Annotated in this window: 17 protein-coding genes; 6 read left to right on the forward strand and 11 right to left on the reverse strand. The window is 64.8% G+C overall.

Annotated elements, in window-relative coordinates; all coding sequences use genetic code 11:
• Nucleotides 1-5: 5 nt before the first annotated feature.
• Nucleotides 6-1,067 carry an aldo/keto reductase gene (locus ACFPPA_RS16185; RefSeq protein WP_377321786.1) on the forward strand — a complete coding sequence of 354 codons (1,062 nt, stop codon included), beginning with the start codon at nt 6-8 and terminating at the stop codon, nt 1,065-1,067.
• On the forward strand, nt 1,064-2,080 hold the full coding sequence (locus ACFPPA_RS16190) for a zinc-binding alcohol dehydrogenase family protein (RefSeq protein WP_377321788.1): 1,017 nt from the start codon (nt 1,064-1,066) through the stop codon (nt 2,078-2,080). The genes ACFPPA_RS16185 and ACFPPA_RS16190 overlap by 4 nt, the downstream gene beginning before the upstream one ends.
• A 13-nt stretch (nt 2,081-2,093) precedes the next feature.
• Here ACFPPA_RS16190 and ACFPPA_RS16195 read toward each other — a convergent pair whose 3' ends face one another.
• From ACFPPA_RS16195 to ACFPPA_RS16210, 4 genes are all read right to left on the reverse strand, one after another.
• Complete coding sequence (locus ACFPPA_RS16195; RefSeq protein ID WP_377321790.1) at nt 2,094-2,693, reverse strand: ferritin-like domain-containing protein; 600 nt, start codon at nt 2,691-2,693, stop codon at nt 2,094-2,096.
• Between the two features lie 158 nt (nt 2,694-2,851).
• The gene (locus tag ACFPPA_RS16200; protein ID WP_377321792.1) at nt 2,852-3,712 is read right to left on the reverse strand and encodes a sulfotransferase family protein; all 861 of its coding nucleotides are present in this window, start codon (nt 3,710-3,712) and stop codon (nt 2,852-2,854) included.
• Nucleotides 3,712-4,695, reverse strand: coding sequence for an aspartyl/asparaginyl beta-hydroxylase domain-containing protein (locus tag ACFPPA_RS16205; protein WP_377321794.1), 984 nt, complete (start codon nt 4,693-4,695; stop codon nt 3,712-3,714). Before ACFPPA_RS16205 ends, ACFPPA_RS16200 begins: the two co-directional genes overlap by 1 nt.
• A gap of 220 nt (nt 4,696-4,915) precedes the next feature.
• Nucleotides 4,916-5,515 carry a TetR/AcrR family transcriptional regulator gene (locus ACFPPA_RS16210; RefSeq protein WP_377321796.1) on the reverse strand — a complete coding sequence of 200 codons (600 nt, stop codon included), beginning with the start codon at nt 5,513-5,515 and terminating at the stop codon, nt 4,916-4,918.
• 314 nt (nt 5,516-5,829) lie between these two features.
• On the opposite strand from ACFPPA_RS16210, the gene ACFPPA_RS16215 reads away from it, so the two are divergent.
• Nucleotides 5,830-6,489 carry a protein-L-isoaspartate O-methyltransferase family protein gene (locus ACFPPA_RS16215; RefSeq protein WP_377321798.1) on the forward strand — a complete coding sequence of 220 codons (660 nt, stop codon included), beginning with the start codon at nt 5,830-5,832 and terminating at the stop codon, nt 6,487-6,489.
• A gap of 32 nt (nt 6,490-6,521) precedes the next feature.
• A complete protein-coding gene (locus tag ACFPPA_RS16220; RefSeq protein ID WP_377321800.1) occupies nt 6,522-7,871 on the forward strand; it encodes a TolC family outer membrane protein in 1,350 nt (449 codons plus the stop codon).
• 75 nt (nt 7,872-7,946) lie between these two features.
• On the opposite strand, the gene waaA is transcribed toward ACFPPA_RS16220, so the two are convergent.
• Nucleotides 7,947-9,212: a lipid IV(A) 3-deoxy-D-manno-octulosonic acid transferase gene (gene waaA / locus ACFPPA_RS16225; RefSeq protein WP_377321802.1), complete on the reverse strand. Its 1,266-nt coding sequence runs from the start codon at nt 9,210-9,212 to the stop codon at nt 7,947-7,949.
• Between the two features lie 94 nt (nt 9,213-9,306).
• Between waaA and lpxL the strand changes: the two genes are divergently transcribed.
• Entirely contained in the window at nt 9,307-10,224 is a 918-nt protein-coding gene (gene lpxL / locus ACFPPA_RS16230; RefSeq protein WP_377321804.1) for an LpxL/LpxP family Kdo(2)-lipid IV(A) lauroyl/palmitoleoyl acyltransferase, read from the forward strand.
• Here lpxL and ACFPPA_RS16235 read toward each other — a convergent pair.
• The 4 genes from ACFPPA_RS16235 to ACFPPA_RS16250 form a co-directional block, all read right to left on the reverse strand.
• Entirely contained in the window at nt 10,218-10,991 is a 774-nt protein-coding gene (locus ACFPPA_RS16235) for a glycosyltransferase family 2 protein (RefSeq protein ID WP_377321806.1), read from the reverse strand. The genes lpxL and ACFPPA_RS16235 overlap by 7 nt on opposite strands.
• On the reverse strand, nt 10,981-12,312 hold the full coding sequence (locus ACFPPA_RS16240; protein WP_377321808.1) for an O-antigen ligase family protein: 1,332 nt from the start codon (nt 12,310-12,312) through the stop codon (nt 10,981-10,983). Before ACFPPA_RS16240 ends, ACFPPA_RS16235 begins: the two co-directional genes overlap by 11 nt.
• A gap of 79 nt (nt 12,313-12,391) precedes the next feature.
• Nucleotides 12,392-13,519: a glycosyltransferase gene (locus ACFPPA_RS16245; protein ID WP_377321810.1), complete on the reverse strand. Its 1,128-nt coding sequence runs from the start codon at nt 13,517-13,519 to the stop codon at nt 12,392-12,394.
• A gap of 78 nt (nt 13,520-13,597) precedes the next feature.
• Nucleotides 13,598-13,807 (reverse strand): zinc-finger domain-containing protein, encoded by a 210-nt coding sequence (locus tag ACFPPA_RS16250; RefSeq protein ID WP_377321812.1) that lies wholly within the window; start codon nt 13,805-13,807, stop codon nt 13,598-13,600.
• A 201-nt stretch (nt 13,808-14,008) separates the two neighbouring features.
• On the opposite strand from ACFPPA_RS16250, the gene ACFPPA_RS16255 reads away from it, so the two are divergent.
• Nucleotides 14,009-15,280: a Yip1 family protein gene (locus ACFPPA_RS16255; RefSeq protein WP_377321814.1), complete on the forward strand. Its 1,272-nt coding sequence runs from the start codon at nt 14,009-14,011 to the stop codon at nt 15,278-15,280.
• Nucleotides 15,281-15,341: 61 nt separating this feature from the next.
• Here the strand turns inward: ACFPPA_RS16255 and ACFPPA_RS16260 are convergent, their stop codons facing one another.
• Together ACFPPA_RS16260 and ACFPPA_RS16265 are read right to left on the reverse strand one after the other, a co-directional pair.
• Nucleotides 15,342-15,935 carry a YceI family protein gene (locus ACFPPA_RS16260; protein ID WP_377321816.1) on the reverse strand — a complete coding sequence of 198 codons (594 nt, stop codon included), beginning with the start codon at nt 15,933-15,935 and terminating at the stop codon, nt 15,342-15,344.
• A gap of 42 nt (nt 15,936-15,977) precedes the next feature.
• Entirely contained in the window at nt 15,978-16,571 is a 594-nt protein-coding gene (locus tag ACFPPA_RS16265) for a malonic semialdehyde reductase (RefSeq protein ID WP_377321818.1), read from the reverse strand.
• Between the last annotated feature and the right edge of the window lie 11 nt (nt 16,572-16,582).

The following is a 16,582-nucleotide window of genomic DNA, read 5'->3' on the forward strand; positions in this document are numbered from 1 at the left end:
CCTTCATGGAATACCGCTATCTCGGCAACTCCGGTTTCAGGCTGCCCGTGCTCGGCTTCGGCGCCGGCACCTTCGGCGGCAAGGGCCCGCTGTTCAGCGCCTGGGGCCATACCGATGTCGAGGAGGCGAAACGGTTGATCGATATCTGCCTCGAGGCCGGCGCCAATCTGTTCGACAGCGCGGACGTCTACTCGGACGGCGCCTCGGAATCGATCCTGGGGGACGCACTGAAGGGCCGCCGCACGCAGGCGATCATCTCGACCAAGCTCAACCTGCGCGCAGGCGACGGTCCGAACGACGTCGGCGCCTCGCGTCATCATCTGGTCAAGGGCGTCGATCGCGCACTGAAACGCCTGGGCACCGACTACATCGACCTGCTGCAGCTGCACCACTTCGACGCGATGACGCCGGTGGAGCAAGTGATGTCGACACTGGACGACCTGGTTCGCGCGGGCAAGGTCCGCTATCTCGGCGCGTCCAACTTCTCAGGCTGGCAGCTGATGAAGTCGCAGGCCGCTGCCGACAAGCGTGGCTATTCGCGTTTCGTGGCAAACCAGACCTACTACTCACTGATCGGCCGCGACTACGAGTGGGAACTGATGCCGCTGGGCCTGGATCAGGGCATCGGTGCCCTCGTGTGGAGCCCGCTCGGCTGGGGTCGCCTCACCGGCAGGCTGCGCCGCGGTCAGCCCCTGCCGCAGGGCAGCCGTCTACACGACACCGCGGGCTTCGCGCCGCCGGTGGACGAGAAACGGCTGTATCGGGTGGTCGACGCGCTGGACGCAGTCGCTGCGGAAGCCGGCAAGACCATTCCGCAAGTCGCGCTGAACTGGCTGCTGCAGCGGCCGACCGTCTCGAGCGTGCTGATCGGCGCACGCAACGAGCAACAGCTGCGCGACAATCTGGGTGCGCTCGGCTGGACGCTGGATCCGGCGCAGGTCGCGCGACTGGATGCAGCCAGCGCGGTGACCCCGCCTTATCCCTATTACCCCTACTGGAATGGCATGTTCGGCGAGCGCAATCCGCCACCGGTAACGTCCACTGCCCCCATGGAGTCGCAAGCATGAAAGCCGTAGCGCTCACCCGTTACCTGCCGATCGACGATCCGGCATCGCTGGTCGAAGTCGAACTGCCCCAGCCGATACCCGGCGCGAACGACCTGCTGGTGCGTGTCGAGGCGGTCTCGGTCAACCCGGTCGACACCAAGGTGCGTTCGCCCAGGCCGCTGGTGGAGGCGCAGCCGAAAGTGCTGGGCTACGACGCGGCCGGCACGGTCGAGGCGATCGGCACGGCAGTCGACGGCTTCCGGCCGGGCGACCGCGTCTACTACGCCGGCGACATCACCCGTCCCGGCAGCAACGCGCAGTTCCAGCTGGTCGACGCGCGACTGGTCGGCCATGCGCCGCGCTCGATCGATCCGGCCGACGCCGCCGCGCTGCCGCTGACGGTGCTCACCGCGTGGGAGCTGTTGTTCCAGCGCATGCCGTTCGACAGCGAACAGGGCGGCAAGGACAAGTCATTGCTGATCATCGGAGGCGCCGGCGGGGTCGGCTCGATCGCGATCCAGCTGGCGCGCCGCGCCGGCTTCACGGTGATCGCCACGGCCTCGCGTGGCGAGACCATCGAGTGGTGCCGTTCGCTGGGTGCGTCGCACGTGATCGATCATCGCCAGCCGCTGGAACCGCAACTGCAGGTGCTGGGCTTCGAGCATGTCGACGCCGTGCTCAACCTGGCCGACACCGATCGCTACTGGGACGTGATCGGAGAAATCCTGGCGCCGCAAGGCCATGTCGGCCTGATCGTGGAGCCGGTGGGTGCACTGAAGATCGGCGATCCGTACAAGGCCAAGGCCATAGGCATCCACTGGGAAATGATGTTCGCGCGACCGCGCTTCAAGACGGCCGACCAAGCCGAGCAGGGGCGCATCCTCGAGCGCGTGGCGGCGCTGATCGACGCGGGCGCATTGCGCAGCACCCGCTGCGAAACCCTGATGCCGATCAACGCGGCGAACCTGCGCGAGGCGCATCGCCGGCTGGAGTCGGGCCGCACGATCGGCAAGCTGGTACTGACCGGCTGGTGATCCTTCGCCGCGATCAGCCGCGCTTGCGTGCGGCTGGTTTGCGGACGGGTGACGACTTCGCCGGCTCGCCCTTCTTGCCGATCTGCTCCAGCAAGGTATTCATGTCCTCGGCGTGCTCCTCCTCCATCGCCAGGATGCCTTCCAGCACACGGCGGGTGGTCGGGTCGTCGGTGCCGATGTAGCTGATCATCTCGCGATAGCTGTCGATCGCGATGCGTTCCGCGACCAGGTCTTCCTTGATCATGTCGACGATGTCCTCACCCTCGACGTAGTCGGAATGGCTGCGGCTGAGCAGGCCTTCCGGCGACAGGTTCGGCTTGCCGTCGAGCTGGGTGATGCGCTCGGCGAGCAGGTCGGCGTGACCCTGCTCCTCGTTCGCGTGCTGCAGGAATTCGGCCTTGATCGCCTGCGAGTGGATTCCCGAGGCCATGTAGTAGTGGTACTTGTAGCGCAGTACGCAGACGATCTCGGTGGCCAGCGCATGGTTGAGCAACTTGACCACGGTGGCCCGATCGGCACGGTAACCGGCGGTCATCGCGCCCTTGTCGATATCCTGACGCGCGCGCTTGCGGATGTTCTCGATGTCGCTGACGAACGGCTTGGTCTTGGCCATTGGCTTGCTCCTGGGGACATTGCATGGATGTCGACCCGCCAGTCGGGTCGATGTCTAAGATTGTCCAGTGAGCCTATAAAGCCGGGCGGAAAAGTCAGGTGAAGAACAGCACCGCAACCAGGCTGTCACGCGAATGCGATCTCGGCGAAGCCGCCCGGTCAGCGCACCGCGAATCGTTCGGCACGATCGAGCGTGGCCTGCAGGCCGGGAAGAACCCGCTCGATCAGGTCGGCGTGACGGCGCCATTTGTCCGGTGCTGGCCGGGAGACGGTGTAGCGGGAAAACGGAAGAGCGGCATCGAGCGGCCGGTCCCATTCGAGTCCCAATGCATTGCACAGGCTTTTCATCTCCGCAGCCGGGGCGGCGAGGAACTCGTCATAGCGGATCTTGTGGCACCGATCCGGCGGGAATACCGACAGGTCGTCCAGCAGGATACGCGTGGTGGTTTCCCACTGCACCGCCACGATTTCCTCCAGTGGTCGGCCGACCAGCTCGCGCCAACCCGGTATCAACAGCAGGGACCAGGGCAACCCGGTCCAGCCGGGCAGCTGCGGATAGGTACGGAACCTTCCGGACTGCCAGGCCTCCATCATGCTGCTCAGGGTCTGGCGCGGATCGCGGTACAGGTAAACGAACTGCGCCTCCGGAAAGGCCCGTGCCAGAAGCGGAATGCGCAGCGCGTTCTTCGGGGTCTTTTCCAGCAGCCGGTATGGCTGTCGCGCCGGCGGCTGCCCGTCGCGATCGCGCATCTGCGAATGGAAGCGCCGGCGCAACTCGTCAACCACGGCCGGCGTTGCGGACGATGCGTCGAGTCGATTGGAATCGTAGCCGCGGAACGCCGGATTCAGGCTGGTGATGCCTTCGATCAAGCCATGACTTTCCCGGCCGGTAGTGAACAGGCCCGGTGCCTGCGCCAGCGTTTCGAACAGCAGGGTCGAGCCGGATCGGGGCGGGGAGATGATGAAGACTGGACGATCGAATACGGGATCCCGTGAAGCTTCCGTCTTGAAAGGTTGCATCACGATGCCCGCCTCATGCCTTGCGTGGCAGTCGGCTGCCGGCGATCGCCCAGCGCACCTATGAAAATCAGCCCGTTCATGCCTTCGATGAAGGACATGTTGCTGTTGAACTTCAACTCTCCGGCAAAACGGTGAATCTGCTGTTCGAAGGCATCCAGTTTCTCGCGATAGATCGGCCATGCGTGCGGGGCATCGCCATGTGCCGCCCAGATCTCCTGCCAGACAGTAATGAAACGGGAAGCGATCTGCCTCACCCGGGCAAGCTGCTCGTGCGGCCGGGTGTCGTCGAGAAGGAAGAGCAGATGTTCCCTCAGTTCCCAGGGCGTCATGACATCCGGGAAGTTCACCGACTCGTACGTCAGGCGCGGCGGCGATGGCGATGCCAAGCCGCTGAACGTTTCCGGATGCCAGTTCTCCGTCACGGATCCGGCGAACGGGTCACGTCCACGATCGACGGTGTTCCAGAAGCGTTCGCTGCCGACGGTATCCGCCACCAGGTGGATTCTTTCGGCGGCGGCGTCGTTGATCACCCGGTGCATGCGCCAGGTATCGAAGAGCCAGCACTCCCCCGCTTTCATGTTGACTTCCTCGTCTCCACAGATGAAGCGCACGGCCGGCTGTGTGACGACGGGAACATGGACGCGCACACGTTCGCGCCAGTAGTAGTTCAGATCGACATGCGGCTTGACCTCGGCATGCCCGCTCAATTTCATCAGACGACTGCGCCCCCATACGGCGCCGATTTTCTCCAGCACCTGCATCAGGTAAGGGCAATGCTCGAGGTAGGGTGTGGGCCGCATCGGGCCGGCAACACCATCGTTTGCCGGATCGCCCTCCACCGAGATCAGCGGCAGCGCAAAATTGCCCGGAAATTTCTGCGGGTGGTCGCGCCAGCACGAGGCGTCCAGCGCATTGATTTCGGCAAGCAGGCGCTGGGCATCAAACAACAGTGGCAGTTGTATGAAGGACGTCTTGAGCTTCATGAACCGACCTCGACTTCGGGAATGGGCTTCGCTACGTAGGTGCGATGGCGTTCCGACACGCTCACCGAACGGTATGCCATTCACCCTGCAAGGGTCCGAAGTATGCACCGTCAGGCTTGTTCACGGGTAGAGCCGGCGGCCGGGCCGGCCTTGTCATCGCTGGACCGGAGACTCCCGAATCCACCCGATCGAGCAGAAAATCAGGACAAATTGCCGCACATCAACGCGGCAGGTAGGCCCGCAGGAACATCTTGACGCCGGCTCGCGCCGTGGTCTCGATTTCCCTGGCATAGCTCTCGGGGCACTCGGTGCAACCGAACATCTGGCGCATCATCAGATTGCCCTTGATCAAGGTGATGAATTGCACGCTGGCGTGCGGCACGTCATCGATGTCCAGCTTGCCGGCGTCAACCGCCTGCTGCAGCAAGCGTTCCATCAAGCCATGTGTACGCATCGCCCCCTCTTCCCAGATCAACTTGCCGTAGCGGGGATTGCCCTGGCGACAGTCGCTGAGAATGGCGCGGAAGGTGCCCACGGTTTCCGCATTGCAGTCGAGGCGAGCATGCGTCAGGGCGACCCGCAACAGGGTTTCCTCGATATCGGCTTGCGGGTCGAAGAAATACGTCTCCTCCGGCAGCAGGTCCTGGATGCGCGAGCGAATCACTTCGCGAAACAGATTGTCCTTGTCACCGAAATGACTGTAGACCGTGAGTTTCGACACGCCAGCATCGGCCGCGATGGCATCCATGCTGGTACCGGCAAATGCATTGCGTATGAACAATGCCTTCGCTGCACTCAGGATCGCGGCACGCTTCTCCATATCCTTCGGGCGACCGGGGCCCTGGGGTCTGATTTGCGCGCTGGTATTCATGCCTCCACCTTCACAAACGGGAATTCCAGCTTTATTATACGCATCGGTTCATTTATTTTCCAAGCTGACACCCGTCGATGGCTGCGTCAACGATGGTGGGCGCGTTCGAACGGGTGACGCCCGTCAGCTGCTCGCGATGACTTCCGGCACTTCGTCAGCCGGCGTACAACCGGCAGGCTAGCCACTGTCGGGCATGTCATTGTGGGGCCGTGCACAAGCACTTATCCTTCTTGACCTTTTTGATCCGCACGGGACACCAGCAGATGGCAATGAATATCGAGCAGGCGCGACTGAACATGGTGGAAAACCAGGTTCGCCCATGGGAAGTGCTGGACGCTCGCGTACTGGACGTGATCAGCCGCGTGCGCCGCGAGGATTTCGTTGCCGCGGAACATCGCCAGCTCGCCTTTGCCGACCTGTGCCTGCCCTTGGGGCACGGCGAAGTGATGATGAAACCCGTGGTGGAAGGCCGCGTGCTGCAGGCGCTGGAGTTGCTGCCCACCGATCGCGTACTGGAAATCGGTACCGGCTCGGGCTTCCTCACCGCCTGCCTGGCCAGCCTGTCGGCGCAGGTGACCAGCGTGGATATCCATGCCGACTTCACCGCGGCGGCCACGGCGCGCCTGCGCGCCGCGGGCATCAGCAACGCTACCGTACTCACCGGCGAAGCGGTCGGTGACTGGCAGCCGGATGGCCTGTTCGACGCGTTGGTGGTGACCGGCGCGGTGTTCGAGATTCCGCCGCGCTGGCTGACCTGGCTGAAGCCCGCTGCCCGGGCGCTGGTCGTGCGCGGCCAGTCCCCGGCGCAGCATGCCACCCTGCTGACGCATGAGGGCACCGGCCGCTATCGCGAAGAAACCCTGTTCGAGACTGACCTGCCGTATCTGACCCACGCCGAGCCGCCGAAGCGGTTCGTATTCTGACTTCGTTCCCGAACGACTCCACGAGGCACCTCATGCGCTTGAAGCTGCTCACCCTTGCACTGGCCCTGGCCGCCATCTCGTTGCCCAGCCATGGTGAGGATCTGCTCGATGCCTATCGTGATGCCCGCGCCAACGATCCGGTGCTCTCGCAGGCCGATGCCACCCGGCTGGCCACCGGCGAGGGCGTACCACAGGCGCGCGCCTTGCTGCTGCCGCAGATCTCGGCAGGACTCACGCTGAGCCAGACCAATGGCGGGGGCAGCGGCGCGGTCCAGGATCCGAACAACCCCGGCCAGTTCATCAGCACCAGCCAGTTCGGGCACACCCGCACGCGCAGCATCGATGGCACGCTCAGCCAGACGATCTTCGATTTCAGCAAATATGCCAACCTGAAGGCGGCGCATTCGGCCGCGAATGCCCAGGATGCGACCTACGAAGCGGCCCTGCAGAACCTGTACGTGCGGGTGACCGCCGCCTATTTCACGGTGCTGAACGACGAGGATCAGCTGGCCTTCGCCAAGGCCAACGAGGATGCCTACAAGCGCCAGTACGATCAGGCCGACCAGCAATACAAGGTCGGACTCTCCGCGATCACCAATGTGTACCAGGCCAAGGCCTATTACGAGAACGCCAAGACCCAGTCGATCGCTGCACGGAACACCCTCGACAACGACCGCGAGGCGCTGCGCGTGATCACCGGCAAGCCGATCGGCGAGCTCAAGAAGCTGCGCGACGACCTGCCGTTGCAGCCACCCACACCGACCGATCCGGACAGCTGGGTCAAGCAGGCCCTGCAAAGCAACCCCACCCTGCAGGCGCAGAAGGACAATGTGGAAACGGCCCAGCACAACATCACGGCCGCCCGCGCCGGTCATTTGCCGACCATTTCCGCGAACGTCACCTACGGCAAGAACTCGAGCTGGTACCAGAATGGCGGTATCCATCAGGACACCCGCCCGTCGACCACCATCGGCCTGACCCTGAGCGTGCCGATCTTCTCCGGCGGCGCCACCCAGTCACGCGTACGCCAGTCGATCTACCAGCGCGATGCCGCCACCGATGCGATGGAATTGCAGCGTCGGCAGATCGTGCAGGACACCCTGAACTACTATCGGTCGGTGATCGCCGGCATATCCCAGGTGGAGTCCAGCAAGGCCTCGGTGGAATCCGGTCAGAAGGCACTGGAAGCGACCCGCGCCGGTTTCGAGGTCGGGACCCAGACCTTCACCGACGTGCTGCTGGCGATCCAGACCCTGACCCAGTCGGAAAGCAACTACTCGCAGGCCCGTCATCAGTTCATCCTGAACAAGCTCCTGCTGCAGCAGGCCGCCGGCACCGCCGACCTGAAGAACATCGAGGAAATCAACGCGCTGCTGGAGTAAATCGCAGCACGCGGACAGCAAGACGGCCGGGTTCGCAGCCGGCCGTCTTGCGATGCATCCATTCGACGATGCGGCCTATTCCTGCAGCAGCGTGTCGATCAGCTGCATGATCCTCTGCACGGCTCCGCGCTCGCGCTCGAAGACCCGCTGCGCCGCCTGCCCCATCTGCTCACGCTTGCCACCATCGAGCAGCAACTGCAGCACGTCCGGACCCAGCTGATCGGCATCCGGCACCCGTTCGGCGCCGCCCTGCTCGATCAGGCTGTCAGTGATCTCCTCGAAGTTGAACGTATACGGGCCCACCAGTACCGGGACGGACAGGGCCGCCGGCTCCAGCACATTGTGGCCGCCGATCGGCACCAGGCTGCCGCCGACAAAGGCCACGTCCGTTGCCGCAAAGAACGGCATCAACTGACCCATCGCATCGATCACGCACACCTGGTGCACCGGCAAGGGGACGCCGTCGACACTGCGCGTGGCGACCGTGAATCCCAGGCTGCGCGCTGCATTTTCGACCAGCCGGAACCGCTCCGGATGCCGCGGCGCGAGCACCAGCAGCGCATCCGGAAATCGCTTCAACACCTTCAGGTGCGCCTCGAGTACCGCCAGTTCCTCACCTTCGTGGGTACTGGCCGCCATCCACACCGGTCGCCGCGGGCCCCAGTGTTCGCGCATCGCCGCACCGGCGGCAACCGCATCCTGTGGTATCGGCATGTCGAATTTCATGTTGCCCGTGACCAGGACCTGTTCCGGATCGGCCCCCAGCAGCCGGTAACGGGCGGCATCGGTGCGCGACTGGGCCGCGATCAACTGCACACAGCGCAGCGCAGATCGCGCCAGACTACGCAACGGCTTGTAGCCGCGCATGGATCGCTCGGACAGTCGTGCGTTGACGATCATCAGCGGAATGCCGCGACGGCGGCAGGCAAAATACAGGTTCGGCCAGATCTCGGTTTCGACGATCAGGGCCAGCCGTGGCCGGATCCTCTTCAGGAAACGATTCACCGAAAATGGCAGGTCGTACGGCAGGTAGACATGGAACACGCTGTCTCCAAACAGCTGGTGCACGCGCGCCGTGCCGGTCGGCGTGACCGTGGTGATGACCAGCGGCGCATTCGGATAGTCCCTGCGCAACGCCTTGATCAACGGCTCCGCTGCATTCACCTCGCCGACCGATACCGCATGCACCCACAAGCTGCCGGTGATTCCGGGGGTATCGAAAATGCCGAAGCGCTCGAGCCAGCGCCGGTGATATGGCCGCGATCGCACCCCGCGCGCCAGCAGCCGCAGCACCAGCAGCGGCGTCACCAGGAACATGGCGAAGGTGTACAGGTAGCGCAACGTTCGATCCCCGCAGTAAACGGGCGAGTATAGCGAGAGCGGCCGGCGCGAGCCGGAACGAGGACAGCCCGCTACAATGCCGACGATGCCCGGCATGCTCCGTCCCAGTTTCAACCGCTCGCTGCTTGTCCCGCGCCATTGGCCGGCGTGGCTGGGCGTCGCCGTGATCTGGCTGATCGCCCGATTGCCGCAGCGCGCGCTGCTGTGGCTCGGTCGTCGGATCGGTGGCCTGGTGCTGCGGATTCCGTCTGCGCGCCGGCGCATCGCCGAAGCCAATATCGCGTTGTGTTTCCCCGAACTCGATGCCACCGCCCGCAAGGCACTGGTCGACGCCAACCTGCGCGACATCGGCTTGATGCTGGTGGAATTCGCGCTGGGCTGGATGGGCACCGATCGCCGCATGGCGGAGATTCCCACCCGCATCGACGGCCTGCAGCATCTCGAAGCTGCGCGCGCGCAGGGCAAGGGCGTGCTGCTGGTCGGGGGTCACTTCTCGCACCTGGAACTGTGCGCGCGGCTGGTCTCGCAGCGCATCCGCATCGCCGGTATGTACCGTCGCATGGACTCGGACGTATTCGAGTGGGTCGTGCTGCGGGCACGTCTGCACTACGCCGCCGCGATGTTCGACAAGGACGACATCCGCGGCACCGTGAAATACCTGCGCGCCGGCGGCACGCTGTGGTATGCACCTGATCAGGACATGCGCAGCAAGGACACCGTGTTCGCGCCGTTCTTCGGCGTGCCGGCAGCCACCATCACCGCCACCCACCACCTGGCGCGCATGGCCGGCGCGGTGGTGATCCCGTTCTTCCATCGCCGCCTGCCGGCAGGCCAGGGCTACGCGTTGCGCCTCGGCGCGCCGCTGCAGGACTTTCCCGGCACCGATGCGCTGGCCGACACCGCCCGCATCAACGCCTGCATCGAGCAGATGGTGCGCGAGGCACCCGAGCAATACCTGTGGGTGCACAAGCGATTCAAGACGCGACCACCGGGTGCTCCGAACATCTACTGATCGGGCTCGCCTCGGTGCAGCTGGCGCTGACGCGCCTCGTAAAGCTTGGCGTATTTCAGGAAGGCGTAGAACGCGTGGACCCGCGCCGCGATGAAACCCGCCCAGCCCGATCGGTAATGACCGCGCAACAGGTAGTAGCGCAGGAACGCCACCGTCGGGTACGCCACCATGCGCAGCCGCAGCCAGGTCACCCTGCGCTGGGCCAGGTCGGCCAGTTGCATGCTGGAGTAGCGGTTGGCCTTGGCGGTGCGTCCGGCGATATCGGGTTCGCCGTAGTGATCGATGATCGCGTCGAGCACGCCGACCGAACCCTCGACCAGCACCGACTCGTGCACCTCGTGGCCGCTCATCCGCGCCCGCTGCCGATCGAACAGCCGCACGTAGTGGTTGAGCCGGGTGCGCGCCGACTGCCAGCGCCAGAACTGCCACTCGCGGCGCCACAGTTGATAGCCCGCATGCGCAGGTGCCACCAGGGTCCGTTGCAGCAGTGCGGCGGCCTCCTCGCCGATCGACTCGTCCGAATCCAGCAGCAGCACCCAGCGATGGCTGGCCAGATCGATCGCCGCCTGCTTCTGCGCACTGTAACCGGCAAACGGCTGCGCATGAATGCGCGCGCCGTGATGCGCGGCAATCGCCAGCGTCGCATCGGTCGAACCGGAGTCCAGCACCACGATCTCTTCGGCCCAGCCCACGCCGCGCAGACAGGCGTCGAGGGTGTCGGCGTTGTTGAACGTGGTCACCACCACCGACAGCAACTCACGCTCCATCGTGACTCTCCCGAGGAAGCGCTTCTTTGAAGAGTCCGGCATGGATGCCGGTTTCTGCTGTGCCGGCAGGGATGCCGGCTACAAATAGACTCGCACACCACAGCCCCAGCAGCCAGCCGAACAGCAAGCCCCACCAGGCCGAATAGAAGGCCAGGTGCGTATTCAGCGGGAACAGCATCACGGCCAGTGCCAGGGTGACCGGAAAGGCCCGCGTCCGCGCCGCCACGCCGACCCGGCGCCAGGCGCGCCACGCCAGCGTGACCGCTGCGAGCCACAGCAGCAGGCCCAGCGTGCCGGTCTCGGTGAGCACCTCCAGCAGCAGTTGATGGGCGTGACAGGCGCCCTCGCCGACACCGCAGGCCTCGGTGGAGACCACGAAATGGTCATTCGCCGGCGCGTAAAGCGGGTAGGCATAGCGGAATCCACGGACACCGACGCCATTGAACGGGTGCGCCGCGATCATGCCGAGGCTGGTGTGCCAGATGTCCAGCCGGCCGCTGAGCGCGGTATCGATGGACTGATCGTTGCCGTGCAGCACGAGCAGGGTGCGCTCCATCCGATCATGGAAACGCGCCGAGGTTTTCCAGGCAACGCCACCGGCGAGCGCCAGCAGGGTGACCGCCACCACGCAGAGCCCGGCAAAGCGCCGCAGCGATCCCGCCTCATGCCAGGCAAATCCCAGCATCACCAGCGCATAGCACAACCAGGCCGCGCGCGAGCCGGCCAGCAGCACCGGCCCCAGTACCAGCAAGAAGGCGAGCAGCAGGCCACGCATGCCCCAGTGCCGGCGTGCCGCCCACAGCGCAAACGGCGACAGCACCGCCAGGGTCGGCCCCAGCTTGAGATTGTCCGCCCCGAAGATGCCCGAGACACGCTCCGCCTCGGCATGCCCGCCCAGGCTCCAGCCGGTGAACGCCTGCAGCCACGCATCGACGCACCACAGACCCAGCACCACGGCAACGGCCGTATACAGCGCCTGCAGCTTGCGTTCGCGGCGGATCGCGAAACACGCATACAGGCCCAGTGGCACATAGCGCAGCAATGCGATCACGGTGCTCCAGCTCTTGCCCGGCATGATCGCGTCGAAGGCGGAAAACAGCGCCGCTCCCACATAGGCCGCCAGCAACCACAACAACAGGCGCGCCCCGGCATGTTGCTGCAGGGCGCGCGGATCGCGCGCAAACAGCATGATGACGCCAAGCAGGCAAAGGAACGTGCCCAGCTCCGAACTGCGGCCGAACGGCAGCAACGCGATCACCAGCCAGAAGGGCAGCAAGGGCGAGCGCAGTGCGGCCTTGATGGAGTTACCGAGGGAATTCATGCGCGAGCCGGGTCGTAGGCGATCACGCATTGTAGGCGAGCCGGAACGCCTGCGACGCCGGCATTCACGACCGGCTGGATCAGCTGCCGCTGACTTCGTCGTACAACGCCAAGGTCGCCTGCTGCATGTCGGTCAGGCGGTAGCTCTGCAGCGGCGAGATAGACGGCGCCACGCGCAGCAACTCCGCCGCTCGCTCGACCAGCCGCTCGCGATCCCCCGGGGGAACCCGCCCGGCCGGATACAGTTCGGCCAGCAGTTCGCCGACGCCGCCGTGCGCGTAACCGAGGACGGGACGGCACAGCGACAGCGCCTCGATCACCGTGCGTCCGAACGATTCGGGCTTGTTCGACAACTGCAGCACCAGCGCCGAAACCGCATAGATGTCGCGGATGTCGTGGCGTGGCGGTGCCAGCACCACCTGCGAGGCCAGGCCGCGCAAGTGGATCAGCTCGCGCAGCTCGGCCACGTACGCCTCGCGTCCGGGCTCGATCACCCCGAGCAGCAGCAGGCGCGCCTCGATCCCGCGACGCTTGAGGTCGGCCAGCAACTCGATCGCGTCGTGATGACCCTTCAGCCGCGTGCCGCGACCTGGCAGGGTCAGCAACGGCGCTTCGGCCAGGACCGGGAACTCGGCAAAAAATGCCTTCTGCCACGCATCGTCCGGTCGATGCCCGTACGGAAACGCCTCCGGATCGATGCCGCGCGGAATCACCCGCACCCGGGCCGGCTCGAGCCAGCGGTAATGGCTGAGCACGTAATCGCGCAGTGTCTGCGAAACCGCCACCACCCGCTCGCCGCGCAGCAGGATCGCGCTGTAGCGCCCCGGCGAATTGAGCCCGTGCACGGTGGTGACGAAATGCGGCTGCGGCCTCATACCCTTCAGTGCCCACCAGCCCAGCCATGCCGGCAGGCGCGAGCGGGCGTGCACGATATCCGGCTTGAGCTCGCGCAGCACGCGCCGCAGGGTCCCGAGCCGCATCAGCGTCAGCAGTGACTTGCGGCCGAGGTCCAGCGTTACATGCTCACTGCCTTCGGCCTGCAACTGCTCGACCAGCCGTCCACCCGCCGAGATCACCACCGAGCGGTGACCGGCCTGTACCAGTGCCCGGGCAATTTCCAGCGCCGATCGCTCCGCGCCGCCGGAATGCAGTGCAGGGATCAGTTGGACCACGGTCAGCAGCTTGGCAGGCGCGGAGATGCTGGACATGAGCTCGGGACTGGAGGCTTTCATTCCCTGGAGGCATGCAAAAATAGTGCCGCAAGCGCCGGGAGTGAAGCCGTCCGGTCAGTCGCGCAGGACGTATCGCGCGCCACAGTAGGCGCAGGTTGACTCGCCGCCGTCATCGACGATCGGCAGATACACCTTCGGATGCGAATTCCACAGCACCATGCCGGGCATGGGACAGGACAACGGCAGGTCGGCACGCGTCACTTCGTAACGATTTTCGGCATTTGCCGGCACCAGTGGCACCGTCGCGGAAAGGGTGGGCGACATCAGTGAACTCCGGACTGGACATCAGGCCGCAAATGGTAGCAGGCTGCAGCCTTCCGTCGGGGGACGGAACAGGGGAAGCGGGGAAGAATCGGCCGTCATGTTCAGCCGCCAGGTTGCTGCAGAGCTTGTCACGAAAGCGGGTACATCCTTTTCGGCCAGGCGCCCTGCGCCGGGCCTACCCAACTGATTCGGGAGCAGACCATGGATTCCGGAAAAATCATCTCACGCGTCAAGAACATCCTGACCACACCGCGGACCGAATGGCCCATCGTTGCCGCCGAAGCGGACACGGTCGGCGGACTGTATACCGGCTACATCGCGATCATCGCCGCCCTGCCGGCCATTGCGAGCTTCATCAAGGGCAGCCTGATCGGCAGCAGCGCTTTCGGCATCACCGTGCGCACACCGATCGGCATGGGCCTGGTCGGCATGTTGCTGCACTACGCCCTGGTGATGGTGCTGATTTACGTGATGGCCCTGATCATCGACGCGCTGGCGCCGACATTCGGTGGCCAGAAGAGCATGCTGCAGGCGCTCAAGGTCGTGGCCTACTCGTGGACCGCCAGCTGGATCGCCGGCATCGCGATCATCGTGCCGTGGCTGGGCTGGCTGATTGCCATTGCCGGCGCGGTGTACGCCATCTACCTGCTCTACCTGGGCCTGCCGCATACCATGATGTGTCCAGCCGATAAGGCCGGTGGCTATACCGCGGTCAGCGTGATCATCGCGATCGTGCTGAGCTGGATCATCGGTATCGTCGTCGTGGGGGTGATCGGTACAGCCGCGATGAGTGGCGCCGCGATAAGCGGCATCCACGTCACCGGCGCCAACGGCGACAGTGACAGCGTCACCATCGACAGCAACAGCGCGCTCGGCCAGCTCGCCGCCATCGGCAAGCGCGCCGAGAAGGCCGGCAAGGAACTGGACGCGGCGCAGAAGTCCGGCGACAGCACCGCGCAGTCGGCGGCGATGGGCAAGATGATCGGCGCGATCTCGGGCGCCGGCGGCCCGGTCGAGGCGCTCGCGCCGGACCAGATCAAGGCCTTCCTGCCGGACAGCCTGGGCACCCTCAAGCGCACCAGCAGCTCGGCCCAGCGCAACAATGCGATGGGCATGCAGGTCTCCGAGGCAACCGGTGAATACGCCGGCGACAATGGCCAGCACATCACCCTCGAAGTCACCGATACCGGCGGAGCGAAGGGTTTCATCGCGATGGCCACGGCGATGGCCCCGGAGGAAGAGAAGGAGACCGACCACGGTTACGAGAAGACCTATACCGCCGACGGCCACTTGATCCACGAGGAGTGGAATACCCAGTCCAGGTACGGTGAATACAGCGTGGTGATGGGCAAGCGTTTCACGGTCAAGGCCAACGGCAACGTCGGCAGCATCGAGCAGTTGAAGCAGGCGGTCACCAGCATCGACCTGGGCAAGCTGGAAGCGATGAAAGACGCCGGCGTGAAATCGGACTGATCACCGACGCGCACAAAAAAACCGCGCCGCTGCCAGCGCGGTTTTTCTTTGCCCGCCTTGCTTACCTGGCCGTGCCGGTCTTCGGCACCGAGCCTTCGGTGGTGATGCGGATGCTGATCTCGTCGCTGACGTTGGGCACATAGGCACCGACACCGAAATCCGAGCGCTTCAGGCTCGCGGTGGCATCGAAGCCGATCGACGGTACCTTGGTCATCGGATGCGGACCGACCTTGTTCAGGGTCGCGTCCAGCACCACCGGCCGGGTCACGCCGTGCACCGTGAGGTTGCCGGTCACCTTGAACCGGTTGCCGCCCAGCGCTTGCACCGCCGTGCTCTTGAACGTCACCACCGGGTACTTGTCGGCGTTGAAGAAGTCCGGTTTCTTCAGATGCTCGTCCAGTGCCGGCACATGGGTGTCGAGCCCCGCCAGTGGCAGGCTCACCTCCACGCTGGAGTCGGCCGGGTGCTGCTCATCGAACACCACGGTGCCTTCGCCCAGGCCGAGATCGGCGGTGGGGTTGGAGAAGCCGAAGTGATTCCAGCTGAACAGCACCATCGTGTGGTTCGGATCGAGCTTGTAGGTTACCGGGGCGGCCTGCACCGACACGACGGCGCCGAGCAGACCGGCAAGGACGAGATATTTCAGTGAACGCATGGGCGCATGACTCCTTGGGATGGGGGTGGATACCAGGTTGCTTCAGGCGATCTTGCAGGCTTCGTCGAACGCGAGACGCGGACTGCGTGGAAACAGGTTGCGACTGGCATCGCCGTAACCGATGCTGATGAGGAAATTCGATTTGATGGCGGTGCCCGCGAAAAATGCCGCGTCCACGGCGGCATTGTCGAAGCCGGACATCGGACCGCAATCCAGCCCCAGCGCGCGCGCCGCCATCAGCACATAGGCGCCCTGCAGCGTCGCGTTGCGAAACGCCGTGGTGTCGATCAGCGGCTGGTTGCCGACGAACCAGCTGCGCGCATCCGCATGCGGAAACAGCTTCGGCAGCTGCTCGTGGAATTCGTGGTCGGTGGCGATGATCGCGGTCACCGGCGCCTCCATGGTCTTGGCCCGGTTGCCCTCGGACAAGAACGGTTCCAGCCTGGCCTTGGCATCCTTCGACTTCACGAAGACCACGCGCATCGGCGAGCTGTTGGCGCTGGTGGGTCCGAACTTGGCCAGCTCGTAGATCTGCTGCAGCTGCTCGTCGCTGACGTCCTTCGGCAACCAGGCGTTGAAGGTGCGGGCATTGCGGAACAGCTGGTCGAGGGCGCGCTCGGAAAGCAACTCGCTCATGGGTATCCTCC

The sequence above is a fragment of the Rhodanobacter ginsengisoli genome, from assembly GCF_042657065.1.
In the GTDB taxonomy this organism is placed as follows: domain Bacteria; phylum Pseudomonadota; class Gammaproteobacteria; order Xanthomonadales; family Rhodanobacteraceae; genus Rhodanobacter; species Rhodanobacter ginsengisoli.